12 protein-coding genes are annotated in these 15462 nt (G+C 61.2%); 8 read left to right on the forward strand and 4 right to left on the reverse strand.

The features are described from left to right. The first annotated feature begins 529 nt into the window (after positions 1-529). From ACOY6C_RS09610 to ACOY6C_RS09645, 8 genes are all read left to right on the forward strand, one after another. Positions 530-1195, forward strand: a complete 666-nt coding sequence (locus tag ACOY6C_RS09610) for a hypothetical protein (protein WP_420905251.1) — start codon at positions 530-532, stop codon at positions 1193-1195. 28 nt (positions 1196-1223) lie between these two features. Next, on the forward strand, positions 1224-2270 hold the full coding sequence (locus ACOY6C_RS09615; RefSeq protein WP_420905252.1) for an inorganic phosphate transporter: 1047 nt from the start codon (positions 1224-1226) through the stop codon (positions 2268-2270). 102 nt (positions 2271-2372) lie between these two features. Further along, positions 2373-2717: an SEL1-like repeat protein gene (locus ACOY6C_RS09620; RefSeq protein ID WP_420905253.1), complete on the forward strand. Its 345-nt coding sequence runs from the start codon at positions 2373-2375 to the stop codon at positions 2715-2717. A 104-nt stretch (positions 2718-2821) separates the two neighbouring features. Further along, entirely contained in the window at positions 2822-5083 is a 2262-nt protein-coding gene (locus tag ACOY6C_RS09625) for a SulP family inorganic anion transporter (RefSeq protein ID WP_420905254.1), read from the forward strand. A gap of 210 nt (positions 5084-5293) precedes the next feature. Beyond that, positions 5294-5989, forward strand: a complete 696-nt coding sequence (locus ACOY6C_RS09630) for a DUF47 domain-containing protein (RefSeq protein ID WP_420905255.1) — start codon at positions 5294-5296, stop codon at positions 5987-5989. A 116-nt stretch (positions 5990-6105) separates the two neighbouring features. Beyond that, positions 6106-7149: an inorganic phosphate transporter gene (locus ACOY6C_RS09635; RefSeq protein WP_420905256.1), complete on the forward strand. Its 1044-nt coding sequence runs from the start codon at positions 6106-6108 to the stop codon at positions 7147-7149. 255 nt (positions 7150-7404) lie between these two features. Then, the gene (locus ACOY6C_RS09640) at positions 7405-9489 is read left to right on the forward strand and encodes a sensor histidine kinase (protein ID WP_420905257.1); all 2085 of its coding nucleotides are present in this window, start codon (positions 7405-7407) and stop codon (positions 9487-9489) included. A 2-nt stretch (positions 9490-9491) separates the two neighbouring features. After that, complete coding sequence (locus ACOY6C_RS09645; protein WP_420905258.1) at positions 9492-10928, forward strand: sigma-54-dependent transcriptional regulator; 1437 nt, start codon at positions 9492-9494, stop codon at positions 10926-10928. 98 nt (positions 10929-11026) lie between these two features. Here the strand turns inward: ACOY6C_RS09645 and ACOY6C_RS09650 are convergent, their stop codons facing one another. From ACOY6C_RS09650 to ACOY6C_RS09665, 4 genes are all read right to left on the reverse strand, one after another. Next, positions 11027-11818: a competence/damage-inducible protein A gene (locus tag ACOY6C_RS09650; RefSeq protein WP_420905259.1), complete on the reverse strand. Its 792-nt coding sequence runs from the start codon at positions 11816-11818 to the stop codon at positions 11027-11029. Positions 11819-11903: 85 nt separating this feature from the next. Then, on the reverse strand, positions 11904-13841 hold the full coding sequence (locus ACOY6C_RS09655; RefSeq protein WP_420905260.1) for a polysaccharide biosynthesis protein: 1938 nt from the start codon (positions 13839-13841) through the stop codon (positions 11904-11906). Positions 13842-13851: 10 nt separating this feature from the next. Beyond that, complete coding sequence (locus ACOY6C_RS09660; RefSeq protein WP_420905261.1) at positions 13852-14412, reverse strand: sugar transferase; 561 nt, start codon at positions 14410-14412, stop codon at positions 13852-13854. Then, positions 14409-15377 carry a UDP-glucose 4-epimerase family protein gene (locus ACOY6C_RS09665; RefSeq protein WP_420905262.1) on the reverse strand — a complete coding sequence of 323 codons (969 nt, stop codon included), beginning with the start codon at positions 15375-15377 and terminating at the stop codon, positions 14409-14411. The genes ACOY6C_RS09660 and ACOY6C_RS09665 overlap by 4 nt, the downstream gene beginning before the upstream one ends. Positions 15378-15462: the final 85 nt, after the last annotated feature.

Consider the following 15462-nt stretch of genomic DNA (forward strand, 5'->3'; position numbering starts at 1 on the left):
CCCGTGAGCTGCGGCATACCCCTTCATTGACCCGCCCGCCTTGGAGCAGGCATGCACATGCCCAAGCCCAAGCCCAAGCCCAAACCCAAGCCAATACTCCTGCCGCCCCCGTCAGTTCGACACCAACATCCGCTTGCACCATGACTCCCTCCTGCTCGTGCTCGTTGAACGAAGAGCACGCGTTTGAGGGAGCGTGAACAATATGGGAACCATGGGGTGGTTTGAGCGCTTACCGATCAACACCGACAAGCGCACCCGTTCCCCTGTCAAGACATTCAATTCAGCACATGGTTTTTCATATTAACAAACAACACGTTAACCATTCAAATCCGGTTGTCCAGAAAAAAATCTTGCACCCGTGTTTCCCGGTAATTCGCGCACAGACACATTCCATATATTTGAAATCAAACCATTATTTACAAACCGCCCGCGTGGCACGATTCATGGAAAATCATTTGGCATGCAGTGTCGCTCCCCACCGGGGGCATCTCCAGATCATTTCGGCGCATTTCATTCGGATCGGATTGCCATGCCAGCCACGTCTCACGCCCTTTTTGGACGCATCAAGGCTCTCGAGAACCGCCTTGACGAGTTTCTCGACATGTTGTCCGAGTCCAACATCCATTTTCGCGCCGGCATCACCTACTTTCTGGAGGCCGGCGGCAATCATGCCGCCGTGTTCCAACAAAAGGTCAAAGAGATCGGCGGCATTCAGTCCAGGGCGGAGAATCTCAAACGCCACATCGAGGCGGAACTCCAGGAGTGGATCCTGATCCCGGACCTGCGCGCCGACATGGTGGGCCTGCTCCATGCGCAAGGCAACCTGATCCAGCAATTCGGCGAACATCTCCAGCACTTTGCCATCGAAAATCCGGGTTTCGCCCTGGAACTCCACAAGGATATCAAACTGCTCGGCGAACAGGTCGCCCTGAGCGTCGAATCCTGCGTCATGGCCGCCCGTTCGTTGTTCCGCGATCCGGGCTCCGAGCGCGATCACATCCACATGGCCAAACTCCACCACGAAGAGGCCCACAAGATCGCCATGCGCCTGAAATCCACCATCTTCAACGCGGATCGGGGACTCGAGCAGAAAATTCATCAACGGACCTTCATCGACCGGATCTGGCATCTGGCCCTGTTGGGCGAACAGGTGTGCGACGCCCTGGCCGTGCATGCCATCAAACGGGCGGCCTGAGCAAAACGACGGGCCGACGGAGGCTTCCATGGATACGCCGTTCTTTCTGTTTCTCATCGGGGGGATGCCGCTCGGCTGGTTGCTGGGTGGACGCGAATCCACCCATGCGTGCGGCGCCATCCAGATCAACCGCGTTCTCCCTTACCGTCACGCGGCAATCGCCTGCGCACTGTTCGTGCTCCTCGGCGCCACCTTGAACGGAGCCGGCGTCGGTCGCACACTGGCCATGTCCGGCCAACTGCACGCCTCCTGCGCGGCCATGATCGCCACCGGAATCACGGTGATGCTCCACTCCCTGGCCTGGATCCAGGGCCATCGGCTTCCGGTGGTCCAGACCCTGGTGGGCGCGCTGATCGGCTGTCTGCTCCACGACGCACTCCCGAGCCAACCGATCCGCTTCGCGCCGATCCTGGCAGGCTGGCTCGTCGCGCCGTTCGTGGCCGCACTGCTGGGTCGCGGTCTCTACCAAACCGGCCTGTCCTGGCTGGCGCGTCGCCGGATCCATCTGCTCACCCGCGACGCTCTGACCCGTCAGGCGCTCCTGCTGGCCTCCCTGTTCACCGCCTATGCCCTGGGCGCCAACAACCTGGCCGCGGTCACCGGTCCCTTCCTGGCGGTCGGCTCCACGACCTGGAGCACCCCCTTCGACACCCTGGGACTCGGGATTCAGGCTCTGCCCCTGCTCGGCGGGATCGCCATGGCCGCAGGTCTGATCCACGCCCGCGCCGATCGCGACGCGCCACCGGCGGCTCCAATCCCCCTCTCACCGCTCGGCATGGCGGTCGCCACCTTTTCATCCGGGCTCACCCTGCTGCTCTTCGCCTCGGAATCCGTGGCATCCCTGCTCGCGGCCACCGGGTTGCCGGCCATTTCCCTGGTGCCTCTCTCGCTCGAGCAGACCATGGCCGGGGCTGTGGCCGGCATCACCTCGATCCACGGTCTCCGTTTCATCGACTGGCGTTTCTGGTTGCGCACCGCCGCTGGCATGCTGCTGGTCCCGCTGTTCGCGGCCTGCGTCACCTTTGTCGTGATGTTTCTGGTTACCCATGTTCTCAACCTGTGCAGGCCGATTTAACCCGCTTTTCCACGCGCCGGAGACACTCCGTGGCGCGAACCGTGGCCCGAGGCCATTCCGACCCGGGTTTGTGACTCAATAAAACGAAAGAAGGAGATCACCATGAAATTCACCCCGATCATCGACCTGTTCCTTGACCAGCAGGATGAGCAGTTCACCAACGCGGTGCGCAGCTTCGAACGTCAGGACTACGCACAGGCCTTCACCGCCTTCGAGAGCCTCGCCCGTCAGGATGACCCCCAGGCCCAGATCAACCTGGCGATCATGCTGCGCGACGGTCTGGGACGCGCCGCCGATCCGATCGGCGCGCTGGCCTGGCTGGAGCGGGCCACCGCCCAAGGGGACGAAATCGCTCGTGTCGAACACAACCTGCTCAAACAGCGCCTCACCTCCGAACAGGTCGCCAGCGCCTCGCTGCGCGCCACCGAGTTGATGGCCGCCGCCTGAGCGTCCACCGGGGTCGTTCGAATGGACGACCCCGGCCCCTGATTCCGAGCTTATTTTTCGCCATTCACGTCTGTTTTTCAGGACATCACGCATAGATCGAAACCATGAATACACAAATCATGACCGAAAAAATGCAAACCTCCCTGCTGCCTCTCATCCACAACCCCCTCACCCGCTTCAAAGGGTGGCAGATCCCCGGCGATGTCTGGGGAGGGGTGACCTCCATGATGGTCGCGCTGCCTTCGGCAGTGGCCTTCGGCGTCACCATCTTCGGGGTGATCGGACCGGATTTCATCCCCTTTGGCGCCCTGGCCGGCATCATCGGCACCTTCGCCCTGGGGATCGTCGCCTCGACCCTGGGCGGCACCGACCGCCTCATCACCGCGCCATGCGCACCGGCTGCCGCCCTGTTGTCGGCGTTCGCCCTGACTCTGGTGCAACAAAACACCTCCCCACTCACCGTGGTGCTCATGGTGACCGTGATGTCGATCCTCACCGGAGCGTTCCAGGTGATGATCGGCATGCTCAAGGTGGGCAATCTGATCAAATACATTCCGTATACCGTGGTCAGCGGTTACCTCACCGGCGTCGGGATCACCATCATCGGCAGTCAGATTCCGAAATTCTTCGGCGTCTCCTCCGGACTCTCCTGGTGGAAAACCATCCTCACCCCGACCAGTTGGGATCATCGCGCCCTGGCCGTGGGGGCCACCACCGCCCTGGTGATGGCCTTCGGCCCAAAGCTGACCAAGGCGATACCCGGTACCATCATGGGCATTCTGGCTGGTTTGCTGGTCTATTTCGGTGCCGCGGCCTTTGATTCGGACCTGTTGGTGCTGGAAAACAACAAACTGGTGATCGGCTCCCTGGGATCGGTCGGCGGAGGGTTTCTCGACTCGATCATGAACCGCTGGAGCGAGATCGGTGACTTGCGTCTGAGCGAGCTGGCCAAGCTGTTCGGAAGCGCCCTCACCCTGGCCGCCCTGCTCTCCATCGACACCTTGAAAACCTGCGTGGTGCTCGATCAGATGACCCGCAGCCGCCACGACTCCAACCGGGAACTGGTCGCCCAGGGGGTGGCCAACATGTTCTCCTCGGCGGTGGGCGGCGTGGCCGGAGCCGGACAGATGGGCTCCACCCTGGTCAACATGGTGAGCGGCGCGCAAACCCGCATCTCCGGCATCGTCGAAGGGATCGCGGCACTGGTCGCGGCTCTGCTGCTCAACTCCTTCATCTCCTGGATCCCGGTGGCCTCGCTGGCCGGCATCCTGATCGTGGTCGGCGTGCGCATGATCGACAAGGAGCCGCTGCTGTTCCTCAAGGCCAAGGATACGGTCTTCGATTTCGCGGTGGTGGCCGCCGTGGTGATGGTGGCGTTGACCGTCAGTCTGATCGCCGCCTCGGCGGTTGGGGTGCTGTTGTCGATCCTGCTGTTCGTGCGCGAACAGGTGGGTGGAGCCGTGGTGCGCAACCGCTATTCGATCCACGAATTCCCCTCGCGCCGCGTCCGCTCCGAGGAGGAAACCATGGTGCTCGACCAGACCGGCGAACGGGCGGTGGTCTACGAACTCCAGGGAAGCCTCTTCTTCGGCACCACCTATCAGTTCTACTCCACCCTGGAACCGGATCTGAAGAAGGCCGATTATCTGATCCTGGACCTCCGGCGCGTCACCTCCATGGATGTCACCGCAGCCCATACCCTGCACGTTATCCAGGAGAGCCTGCGCGAACGCAATGCCACCCTGATCTTCAGCGATGTGCGTTCCGCCCTGCCCAACGGCAAAAACCTGCGCGAGTTCCTCGACCAGACCGGCATCACCACCGATCCGAACGCGCTGATCTTCTCCGGCGTCGAATCGGCCATCGAATGGGTCGAAAATGCCATTCTGGCCACCGACGGCCATAGCGGCAATGGCGATCAACCCCCTCTGTCCCTCGGCGAGATCGAAGTCTTCAAGAGTCACGCCGACGATACCCTCGAAGATCTGCGCACCTGCATCACCGAACGCACGGTCAAGGCCGGAGGACTGATCTACAAGTTCGGACAGGCCGGCAACGAGATCTACTTCGTGCGCAAGGGGTGCGTGAACGTGCAGTCCTATCTGAGCGACAACCGGTTGCATCACCTCTCCACGATCGGACGGGGGGATTTCTTCGGCGGATTGTCGTTCCTGGATGGCAAGCCGCGCGGCAACGAGGCCCTGGTGGTCGAAGACGTGGAGCTTTACGTGTTGTCACGGGAGAATTTCATGATGCTGGCCGAGCGGCACAAGCGGTTGGCGATCAACATTCTCACCGCGCTCACCCGCACCCTGACCGTGCGGCTGCGCAACGCGGACAACAAATTGCGCATGCTCTACGACTGATCTCTGGTCCCGAGGGTCATGGGATCCGCCCCGGCGGTAGCAGCCGCCGTCGGGGCGGGTTTCGGGATGTGGGACAGGCCTGGAAACGTGTGCGAAGGCGCGCGCCTTCTTTCATGCTATCAGGCTTTGATGATAATTTTTATCATAAACAATCAACCGTTAATATCAAATCACCCCCAAACAATCATCACAAACCAAGGAGACATCATCATGGGCGGATCCAGCACCACTTTTTCCAAACTCACCAACCGCGTCTTTCCCCGCATGCCGAACTTCTACGGCCTGATTTTAGAGCAGTGCGAACTGGCCAACCAGACCGCCGCCCTGCTGGAAGATTATGTGCAAACCGGCAACAAATCCCGTGCCGACATGATCCTGAAACTCGAGCAGGATGCCGACACCCTGCGCCATCGCAACCTGGATGTCTTGAAGAACGCCTTTGCCACCCCGATGGATCGCGAAGACATCTACCGCGCCTACGTGACCGTGGACTGCGTGATCAGCCATGCCCACAACATCGTCTCCGAGATGGATACCCTGGGCATCAAGACCGATCCGTTCATCACCGAAATGATCGCCATCCTGCGCAACGCGGTGGAGACCCTGAGCGCCGGCTACAAGAAGCTCGCCATCTCTCCGGCGGACTCCGACAAAGACGCCGAGTTGGTCGGAAAGGCCAAGAAGAAGATCGAAAAGAGCTTCCGCGCCGCCCTCGCCAAACTCTTCGAGGGGGACAAATACGTCCAGATGATGAAAGAGAAGCAGGATGGCGCCGAGGCCATGGCCATGATGTATGTGATGGACATCTTCAAGCGTCGCGAGGTCTATCGCCAGATCTTCGACGCGGCCATCGACATGGGGGATGCGGGCGAGGTGCTGCATGACATCGTGGTCCAGGTCGCTTGACCTTTCACGGCGAGACCTGAGCCTCGTGCCGCGCCAGGGCTTTGAGGCCCGGCCAGGCTCTCCATGACCCTTCAAGTATCGAAGCGCATCCAACCAGGGAACCAACCCGGAGTCATATGGACACCAGTCTCATTCACAATCTGATGTGGACGACCATCATCGTGGTCCTCATCTTCGACTACACCAACGGCTTTCACGATGCCTCCAACATTGTCGGCAGCATCATCGCATCGCGTGCCATGACACCGATCCAGTCGGTGATCGTGGTGGCTGTCTTCGAGATGCTCGGGCCCTTTCTGGCCGGAACCGCCGTGGCCAACACCATCGGCAAATTCATCACCCTGAACGATCTGCCTCCCAACATCTCGATCGTCGTGCTGCTCTGGGGACTGTTCGGAGCGATCTTCTGGAACCTTCTGACCTGGTGGGTAGGACTCCCCTCATCCTCCTCCCATGCTCTGGTGGGTGGTCTGGCCGGTGCGGTGATCGTGGCCGCCGGGACCGATCATGTGCTCTGGGGATTCAAGGAACTGGCCGAGCATGGCAAGTTCACCGGCGTCACCAAGGTGTTTCTGTCGTTGATCCTCTCCCCGATCCTCGGGTTCGTGATCGGGTATATCTTCAACAACATCATCGGCTTCATCCTGACCCCCTTCACCCCCAAGGTGAACACCTGGCTCAAGCGCTTCCAGTATATCAGCGCGGCCAGCCTGGCCTTCTCCCACGGCTCCAACGACGCCCAGAAGAGCATGGGCATCATCACCCTCTGCCTGGTTCTGGGCGGTTCCCTGCCCACATTCGAGGTGCCCACCTGGGTAATCCTTGCCTGCGCCATCTGCATCACCATGGGCATCATGTCCGGCGGCTGGCGCATCGTGCGCACCATCGGCTTCGGCATCTACAAGGTGCGTCCGCAACACGCCTTCGCCGCGCAACTCACCGCCGGCTCGCTGATCTTCGGGGCTGCCCTGTGGGGCGCGCCGGTCTCCACCACCCACATCGCCAGCTCCGCGATCATGGGCGTGGGCACCTCGGAAAAACCCAAGGCGGTCCGCTGGGCCAAGGCCTCCGAGATCGTCAGCACCTGGGTGATCACCATTCCGGGCTCCGGCGCGGTTTCGGCCCTCACCTACTGGATCTTTGCCACCATCGCCTATTGATCCAGACCGTCGTTCGACAAAGTGGGCGGAGGCGCCGTCGCGCCCCGCCCACCCCCACCAACCCATCGAAGATATTGACTTTCGACAGGCCAGGCCCTACTCTTGTATTTCGCTGGCGATGCCGCCACGATATCCCAGTCTCCAGCTTCGACCCATACCGTTTTCCAATCGCCGGGCCATCCCGATCCAAAGCCAATCCGCCCCTCGAATCATCACGCCTGTCAAATGGACCGCGCACCGCGTGTCATGCCAACCATGAATCTCTTCAAATGGATCATCCATCATCGGATTGTGTTCGGAATCGCCATTCTCGGCACCGCGCTCTCCCTTCTGGCCTTCGACACCCTTCGAACGCAACTCGATCACCACTCGCGACTGGAGTTCCAATGGCTCTCCCATGACCGGGTTCAGGCCGTGCAGCGCGGACTGGAGGAGGCGATTCAGTCCGTGGAGCTTCTGGGCAAGCTGATGAATGTCCACGAACACGCGCCCACTGATTTTCCGGAACTGGTCAAACCCTTCTCCGAACAACAGCGGGCGCTGCACGATCTGGTCTGGATCCTCCCCCAAAGCCACCAGATCCCCATGCCCCGCGACCACCGCAGCACTTCGCCGTTTCCCGCCGGACACGATTTTCGTGCCGACGAACGAATCCATTCCCTCATGGTCAGCGCGGTCGAACGACGCCGCACGGTGGCGACCACCATCGATCACGCCTTTCCGGATCACGACAACGAACTCGGTGGGGCACTGCTGGTTCTGATGCCCATCGCAGGCGACGATCCATCCGCATCGAACCAACCGATCGAGAATCACCATTTTCTGCTGGGCGTTTTCGATCTGGAGTTCATCGTCCAACACGCGATTCGTCTGCTGGAGCCGCGTGGGGTGCAGATCCTGATCCTGGAGACCGACGACCAGGGACGAAAACGTTTCATCGAATCCTACTTCAGCCGTCTGGATACCAGACCGCATGATCCGGTGGGCGATTACAACTGGCGGGCCTGGCTGACCCGCCAACCGCATCTGGTCAAACAGGAGATCGTGGTCGCGGACCGACGCTGGACCATCATCACCACCCCGGCCAGCCGCCTGTTGAGCGGCGAGGAGTTCCCGCGAACGCCTTGGTTGATGCTGGCCGTGGGTCTGATCATCACCACGATCCTGGTGGTCTTTCTGATCCATGTCGAAAGCAATCTGGAAGAGAAAAACCGGCTGAACCTGGAACTCAGACAATCGATCCAGAAGCTCAAGATTCTGTTCAACCAATCTCCGGACACCATCATGAGCGTGGACCGGAACGGCACGGTGCTGCTCTCGAACCACCCCGATCTGCACCACATGAAAGAGCTGTTCTCCCCGGAACAAACCGAACTGCGCGACTGGCATGCCCAGGCGCTGCGCAAGGTCCACGCCACCGGAGAGATGGATCACTTTCAGTATCCCTGTTCCGACACCCAGTGGCGGGAGGTCCGTTTCGTGCCGATCCGCGTGGATGGGGGGATCGCGGAGGTGATGATTCTAAGCTCCGACATCACCGAAAAGCATGCCCAGGAAGAGCAGGCGCTGCGCCACGCCCGTCTGGCCTCGCTGGGCATTCTCGCCGCCGGCATGGCCCACGAAATCAACAATCCCAACAACACCATCCAGTTCAACATCGCCACCCTGATCCGCGCCTGGCCGGACCTGGCGGCGGTGTTGCGTCAATATCGTCTCGAACACGGCGATTTCGCCGTGGGAGGCGTGCCGGTCGATCAGGCAAATGAGATGCTGCCGCGACTCATGGAGAGCATCCTGGGCAATGCCAAACGGATCACCGGCATCGTCCAGAACTTGAAACACATGGCCAAGCCCATTCCCGATGGCCGGCTGTTCAAGGTGGAACTCCACAAGGTGATCCGCAACGTGCTGTCGATCATGCAACACCCCATCCGCAAGCACACCGACCACTTCATCGTCGAACTTCCGGATGATCTTCCTGATTTACAGGGAAATCCACTGAAACTGGAGCAGGTGTTCATCAATCTGGTTCTCAACGCCCTGGAGTCCCTTCCCAACCGGTCGGCACGGGTCACACTTGACGGCCAGGTGTCCGAGGACCGACAATGGATCACCATTCGGGTGACGGATGAGGGAAGCGGCATGACGGACGAGACGCTCGCAAACATGTTCACGCCGTTTTTCACCACCAAGGGGGAACAGGGAGGACTCGGCATGGGGCTGGCCATTGTCTGGGAGATCGTGCAACGCCACAAGGGGACGATCGAAACAACCTCCCGGCCTGGCCAGGGCACCACCATTCAGGTGACGCTGCCGGTCAACCACACACGGCTGGAATGATGATGAATCCACTCCAAACGCAAACCGCACAACCGCCGCTGGTGCTGTTCGTGGACGACGAGGCGGACGAACTGCTCGCGACGCGCTATCTGCTCGAAGCTCACGGTATCGCGCCGGTGGCCACGCTCGAAGATCCGCGAGAGGCCCTGACGTTCGTCGCCGCCACCCCTCCAGCCATGATCATCATCGATCTGATCATGCCCCACCTGCCGGGTCAGCAACTGCTCACCCGTCTGGTGCGCGAGCACCCGTCGGTGCCGGTGGTGGTGATGACCGCCTCCCAGGATGTCGAAACCGCCATCGCCTGCATGAAGGAAGGGGCCTTCGACTACCTGATCAAGCCGGTCGAGGAGAGCCGACTGGTCTCCTCGGTGCGCCACGCCCTGGAGGTGTGCGCCCTGCGGCGTCACATCGGCGTGCTGCGTCACACCCTGCTCAACCAGAAACTCAAACATCCCGAAGCATTCGCCGGGATTCTCACCCGGCATGGCAAGATGATCTCGGTGTTCCAATACATCGAGGCGATCGCCGAATCCCCGGAGCCGGCCCTGATCACCGGTGAGACCGGCGTGGGCAAGGAGATGATCGCCGAGGCGATCCACCGCCTGAGCCGACGCGCCGGACGTCTGGTGACCGTGAACGTGGCGGGTCTGGACGACACCCTCTTTTCCGATACCCTGTTCGGTCACATGAAAGGGGCCTTCTCGGGGGCGGAAAAGGATCGCGAGGGGTTGATCACCCAATCCTCGGAGGGGACGCTGTTTCTCGACGAGATCGGCGACCTGACCCCGGCCTCGCAGGTGAAGCTGCTGAGGTTGTTGCAGGATGGCACCTACTATCCCCTTGGTTCGGACATTCCCAAATTGAGCCGCGCGCGCATCGTGGCGGCCACGAACCGCAACCTGCAACAACTGATGACCAAGGGGAGTTTCCGGCAGGATCTTTTCTTCCGGCTTTCGAGCCACCCCCTCGAAATTCCGCCACTGCGCAAGCGCGCCGATGATCTGCCGTTGTTGATCGATTTCTTTCTCCAGGAGGCCAGCGCGGCCATGGACAAACCGGGGTTGCGCGTGCCGGAGGAGTTGTACACGCTGTTGTCGGTCTATCATTTCCCTGGAAACGTTCGCGAATTGCGCGCCTTGATCTTCAATGCCGTGGCCAAGCATCGGTTTGGCGCGATCCTCTCCATGGAGAGTTTCAAGGAGGTGATCCTGGCCACGCAACGCACGCCGCGCGAGAATCTGGACGAGGGGGATGGCGAGGGCGGGAGCTGCCTGGAGATACCGGGCCGGTTCCCGACATTGAAGGATGCGGAAGATTTTCTGATTCAGGAGGCCATGCGTCGCGGCGGGAACAATCAGGGCATCGCGGCCACACTGCTCGGCATCAGCCGCCAAACCCTCAACTACCGCCTCTCCACCCGCCGCCGCGAGTCATGACGCAACGCCCCGCCGCGAGTCGTGACGCAACGCCCTGCCGCGCGTCATAACGCAACGCCGCCGGATCCGGGAGTCGGGAGCGACCACGCACCCCCCCTTCAACCGTCCGGGCAGCTCCTCCACGCCATTCCCGCGCCGGTCAGTTCGGCGCACAGCGACTCGAAAGCACTTTCCACGATAACGCCACGTCCCCGTACCGACAGCAGGATGTGCGCATCCGACCCCAGTCTGGGAAGGCTGGCAAGGCGTACCTGCGGAAAACGCTCCGCCACACGCCGCATGGGCAACACAACCAGACTTTCGGCCACCCCCTCGATCCGCAAACAGCGCAGGATCTCTGGCGGACGGCAGGGCGGAAAATGGTGTTCGAGCACCCATTCGAGCATCGGCCACGCCAACTCCGGAAAACCCGGCAGCGCGAAGTGACCCCGAAAATGAAAGCCCGGAATCCGATTGACCGGATTCGGCACCATGGTACTGCCTTGAGGCCAATCGGCCATCAGAACCCGGATCGGCCAGGCCTGCGCACCAAAGCGGGATTCGATCTCCCGCACCGCATCGGGATGACGATCCAACGCCACACCCGCAGCCCGCGCCAGAGCCTGACGGGTACGATCGTCCGGGGTGCTGCCGATGCCGCCGAAACAGAGAACCGGTCTCCCCTCGGCCAGGGTCTGGGTGAACTGTCCGATCAACGCTTCCGCGTCATCGCCGACGAACCGCGCCCATGCCAGGGTCAAACCGCGCTCCCGCAAGCGGCCAATGACGTGCGGCAGATGCGCATCCGCACGCCGGCCAGAAAGAATCTCGTCCCCGATCACCATCAGGCCCGGACAATACGCCGTCTCTTCGTCCATCCGTCCCGCCTCCTCTGTTCGAAAGATCCGCATGCTCCGGACCCCTTCGCCGCCAATCCACGCCAACGCCCTCCTGTCCAGCCCTCCCGCATCCCAAATTTTTCATCCCCATGCCGTATCACACTTTCTCATGATCGGGCGGAAGCTCTTCGATGGCGTTCTCCTCCACCCGGATCGCGCTCCCTGGCCTGTAACCCGGCACCAGTTCACACAGCAGGCGCTTGAGCGACGCCTCGTCCCGAGTCTCCAGCACCTTTTCCAGTCTCTCCAATCTGGACAACAACTCGGACCAGGCTGGAAAGGGTTCGTGAGCTTTCATGATTCGCGGATGTTCGGTTCCCTGGGGATCATCGCCGATCAGAAGCTCTTCGTAGAGCTTTTCACCGGGTCTGAGGCCGGTGATGCGAATCTCGATATCCCCGTTCGGATTGGATGCGTCCCGAACGGAAAGGCCGCTCAGTTGGATCATGCGGCGCGCCAAATGCATGATCTTGACCGGTTCCCCCATATCCAGCACAAACACGTCCCCACCCGTGGCCATTGCCCCGGCCTGCATCACCAGTTGCGCCGCTTCCGGGATCGTCATGAAATACCGGATCATTTCGGGATGGGTCAAGGTCAGCGGACCGCCCGTGCGGATCTGTTGGAGAAAGCTGGGAACCACCGAGCCGGAGGATCCGAGCACGTTGCCGAAACGCACGATCGAATAACAGGTGGAAGAGCCGTTGGCCGCCAGTCCCTGCAACACCATCTCCGCCAGTCGTTTGCTGGCCCCCATGACGTTGGTGGGCCGTACCGCCTTGTCGGTGCTGATCAGAACAAAAGCGCTCACCCCATATTCCGCAGCGGCACGCGCCACCGCAAGCGTTCCCCAGAGATTGTTTCGGATCCCCTCGGCGGGATTGGCCTCCACGAGGGGGACATGCTTGTAGGCCGCCGCATGATAAACCGTGACCGGACGCCAATCGGCCAGGATCTCCCGCATGCGGCGCTCATCCCGTACCGAGGCAAGCAGCGGCACCAAACGCACCGCCCCTCTGACCTGTCTGGCCAGCAACTCCTGATGGATCTCATACAGGGCGAATTCGTTGAGCTCCACCAACAGCAGCACGGCTGGAGCCGCCGAGAGAATCTGACGACACAACTCCCGTCCGATCGAGCCTCCCGCACCGGTCACGAGAACCGTTCTCCCGGCGATGCCTCGGCCCAGCAACTCCAGGTCAGGAGCCATGGGTTCCCGATCCAGAAGATCCTCGATCGCCAGATCTCGCAAATCGGCAACACCAATCGGTCCATGCGCCCATTCGGTCACATCCGGCAGGGTGCGCACCGCCACCGCAATCTCGGCAAGCCGATTCAGGATCGCGTGACGCCGGCTGCGGGAGAGCGCCGGCAGCGCCAACAGAATGGTGCGAATCCGCTTCGTGTGGATCAACTCCGGCAGGGTACCCGGATCGAACACCGGCAGGCCGCTCATGATCTGACCATGCAGTTGCGTATCGTCATCCAGAAAACCCATCACATGCATTTTCCGGCTGTTGGCGATGGCCTCCGCCAACTGACAACCTGCGCTTCCGGCACCGTAAATCAAGACGTTGGGCTGATCGTATAATTTGAGTTTTTGCTGATACCCTCCGCTTAGCCAGTAATGGGCCACGACCCTGGTCAAACCAAGGGTCAGAAGCAGCAGAATAGGCTGAATGATACCAATAGTGCGCGGAATCCCAGGAATTCCGACAACCATGATCACCGAAACAAAGAGTACGGCATAATAGATGTTGGCGCGGAAGATGATCTTAAGTGACAGAACGCTCGAATACCGGAAGATCATTCTGTAAAGCCCTTCCGAGATGAAGATCGGCAGGGCCAGGGCGATGGAGATCAGGACCGCCCATTCCGGTTTCCACGGACCGCCGGAAAAGAGCGTGACCGTCTCTCCGAGGCGCAGATAGAACGCCAGCCAAACGGTCAGCGCGCACAACCCCGAATCCACGGTCAGCACGATCAGCCGTTTCACGGTGCGGGGCATGTCGAGAATCAACGAAGAGAGGGCCATGAAGGTTCCATCAATGTGCGATTCCCTCGCGTTGCAGCACTCTGGCCACGGTCAGCCACAGGATCCAGAGATCGAAAAAAAACGAGCGCCGGTGCAGATATTCCACGTCCAGTTTCACCTTGTCCGGGATGGAGCGTTCATCCCGACCATTCACCTGGGCCCAACCGGTCAGACCGGGCACCAGACGATGCACCCCCGCCCCGGTACGCAAGGCGATGAGGTCCTGTTGGTTGTGCAGCGCCGGTCGCGGCCCCACAAAGCTCATATCGCCGCGCAGGATGCTCCAGAGTTGCGGCAGTTCATCCAGGCTGCTTTTGCGTAGCCAGGAGCCTATCGGGGTGAGCCAGATCTTCGGATCGGTGAGCAGGTGGGTGGCCACATCCGGGGTATCCACCCGCATGGTACGGAACTTGGGCATGAAAAATTCCCGATTGTCCCGACCAATCCTGCGACTCATATGCAAGATCGGGCCCGGCGAGGTGAACCGCACCGCCAGGGCTGTCAGCCCCATCGGCACCAGAAGCAACAGACCGGCCAAAAGGGCCATCAGGATATCGAAAGCGCGTTTCAAGAGGCACTCCGTTGACGATACCAGTTCACGGTGGCGCTCAGCCCCTCCTGCAAGGAGCGGGATGGACGCCACGCCAGTTCGCGTCGGATGACCGCATCGTCCACGACGAGCGACCCCAACAATCGGTTTACCGCCTCTTTGCGGGCGAAAAGCCCGCCCAACCACGCGATCCAGTCCGGGGGAACGGGCAGCAGGCGTGCCGGACGCCGGAACTCACGGGCCAGCGAACGGATCAACTCCGGGGTCGAGACCGGCTCGCCGTCGCTGACCAGATAGCACTTCCCTGCCGCCGCCGGATGACGCGATGCGAGGAGGATGGCCTCGGCAAGATTGCCAGAATACACCAGGCTGCGTCGATTGTGTACCGCTCCGAGGGGCAACGGCACGCCCCGATCCACGGCCTGCATCAACCGCAGGAAATTGGCCTTGACACCTGCTCCGTAAACCAGGGGCGGGCGCATCACCACCACCTCGAGGCCACTCTCGTCAGCCAACCTGGTCAAAGCCTGCTCCGCCAGCCATTTCGACACGGCATACCCTCCTTGCGGGGCCGGGGGATCGGACTCGTTCCAGCCCGGATGGTCCGGTCTGTTCGGAGTCTCTTCGCCATGGACCTTGATGGTGCTCAAGAACACGAACCGTTTCACCCCCGCTTCGACCGCCTGTCGAGCCAGACGAAGCGTTCCGAGCGTATTGGCCGCATGGCAGTCGTCCCATGCCGCGCGCGACGCATCGTCCGCCTGATGGACCCGGGCCGCCAGATGAATCACCGTCTCCGTCCCCTTCAGGGCGTCGCGCCAGTCGGTGTCGGGACCGAGATCTCCCACGACCACGGTTTCCAGACCATCCGGGATGGCCTCGCGCCGTCGATGCACCACGCCGCGCACCCGCGCTCCATCGGCCAGGAACCGCCGACAGAGGGCGTTGCCCATGAAACCATTGGCACCTGTCACAAGCGTGGTCAATCTCTTACCTCCTTGGCCGCAAAATCGAACACGAACGCACGGCATCTCGAAGTCAACCCAGCGGATCCGGAAGCGTCCGACCCGA

Source organism: Candidatus Magnetaquiglobus chichijimensis (assembly GCF_045865675.1).
Taxonomy (GTDB): domain Bacteria; phylum Pseudomonadota; class Magnetococcia; order Magnetococcales; family Magnetaquicoccaceae; genus Magnetaquiglobus; species Magnetaquiglobus chichijimensis.

Bases quoted from the DNA above. Each gene is read 5' to 3' on its own strand.
- ACOY6C_RS09610 (WP_420905251.1), top strand. From the start codon at position 530: ATGCCAGCCACGTCTCACGCCCTTTTTGGACGCATCAAGGCTCTCGAG.
- ACOY6C_RS09615 (WP_420905252.1), top strand. From the start codon at position 1,224: ATGGATACGCCGTTCTTTCTGTTTCTCATCGGGGGGATGCCGCTCGGC.
- ACOY6C_RS09620 (WP_420905253.1), top strand. From the start codon at position 2,373: ATGAAATTCACCCCGATCATCGACCTGTTCCTTGACCAGCAGGATGAG.
- ACOY6C_RS09625 (WP_420905254.1), top strand. From the start codon at position 2,822: ATGAATACACAAATCATGACCGAAAAAATGCAAACCTCCCTGCTGCCT.
- ACOY6C_RS09630 (WP_420905255.1), top strand. From the start codon at position 5,294: ATGGGCGGATCCAGCACCACTTTTTCCAAACTCACCAACCGCGTCTTT.
- ACOY6C_RS09635 (WP_420905256.1), top strand. From the start codon at position 6,106: ATGGACACCAGTCTCATTCACAATCTGATGTGGACGACCATCATCGTG.
- ACOY6C_RS09640 (WP_420905257.1), top strand. From the start codon at position 7,405: ATGAATCTCTTCAAATGGATCATCCATCATCGGATTGTGTTCGGAATC.
- ACOY6C_RS09645 (WP_420905258.1), top strand. From the start codon at position 9,492: ATGAATCCACTCCAAACGCAAACCGCACAACCGCCGCTGGTGCTGTTC.
- ACOY6C_RS09650 (WP_420905259.1), bottom strand. From the start codon at position 11,818: ATGCGGATCTTTCGAACAGAGGAGGCGGGACGGATGGACGAAGAGACG.
- ACOY6C_RS09655 (WP_420905260.1), bottom strand. From the start codon at position 13,841: ATGGCCCTCTCTTCGTTGATTCTCGACATGCCCCGCACCGTGAAACGG.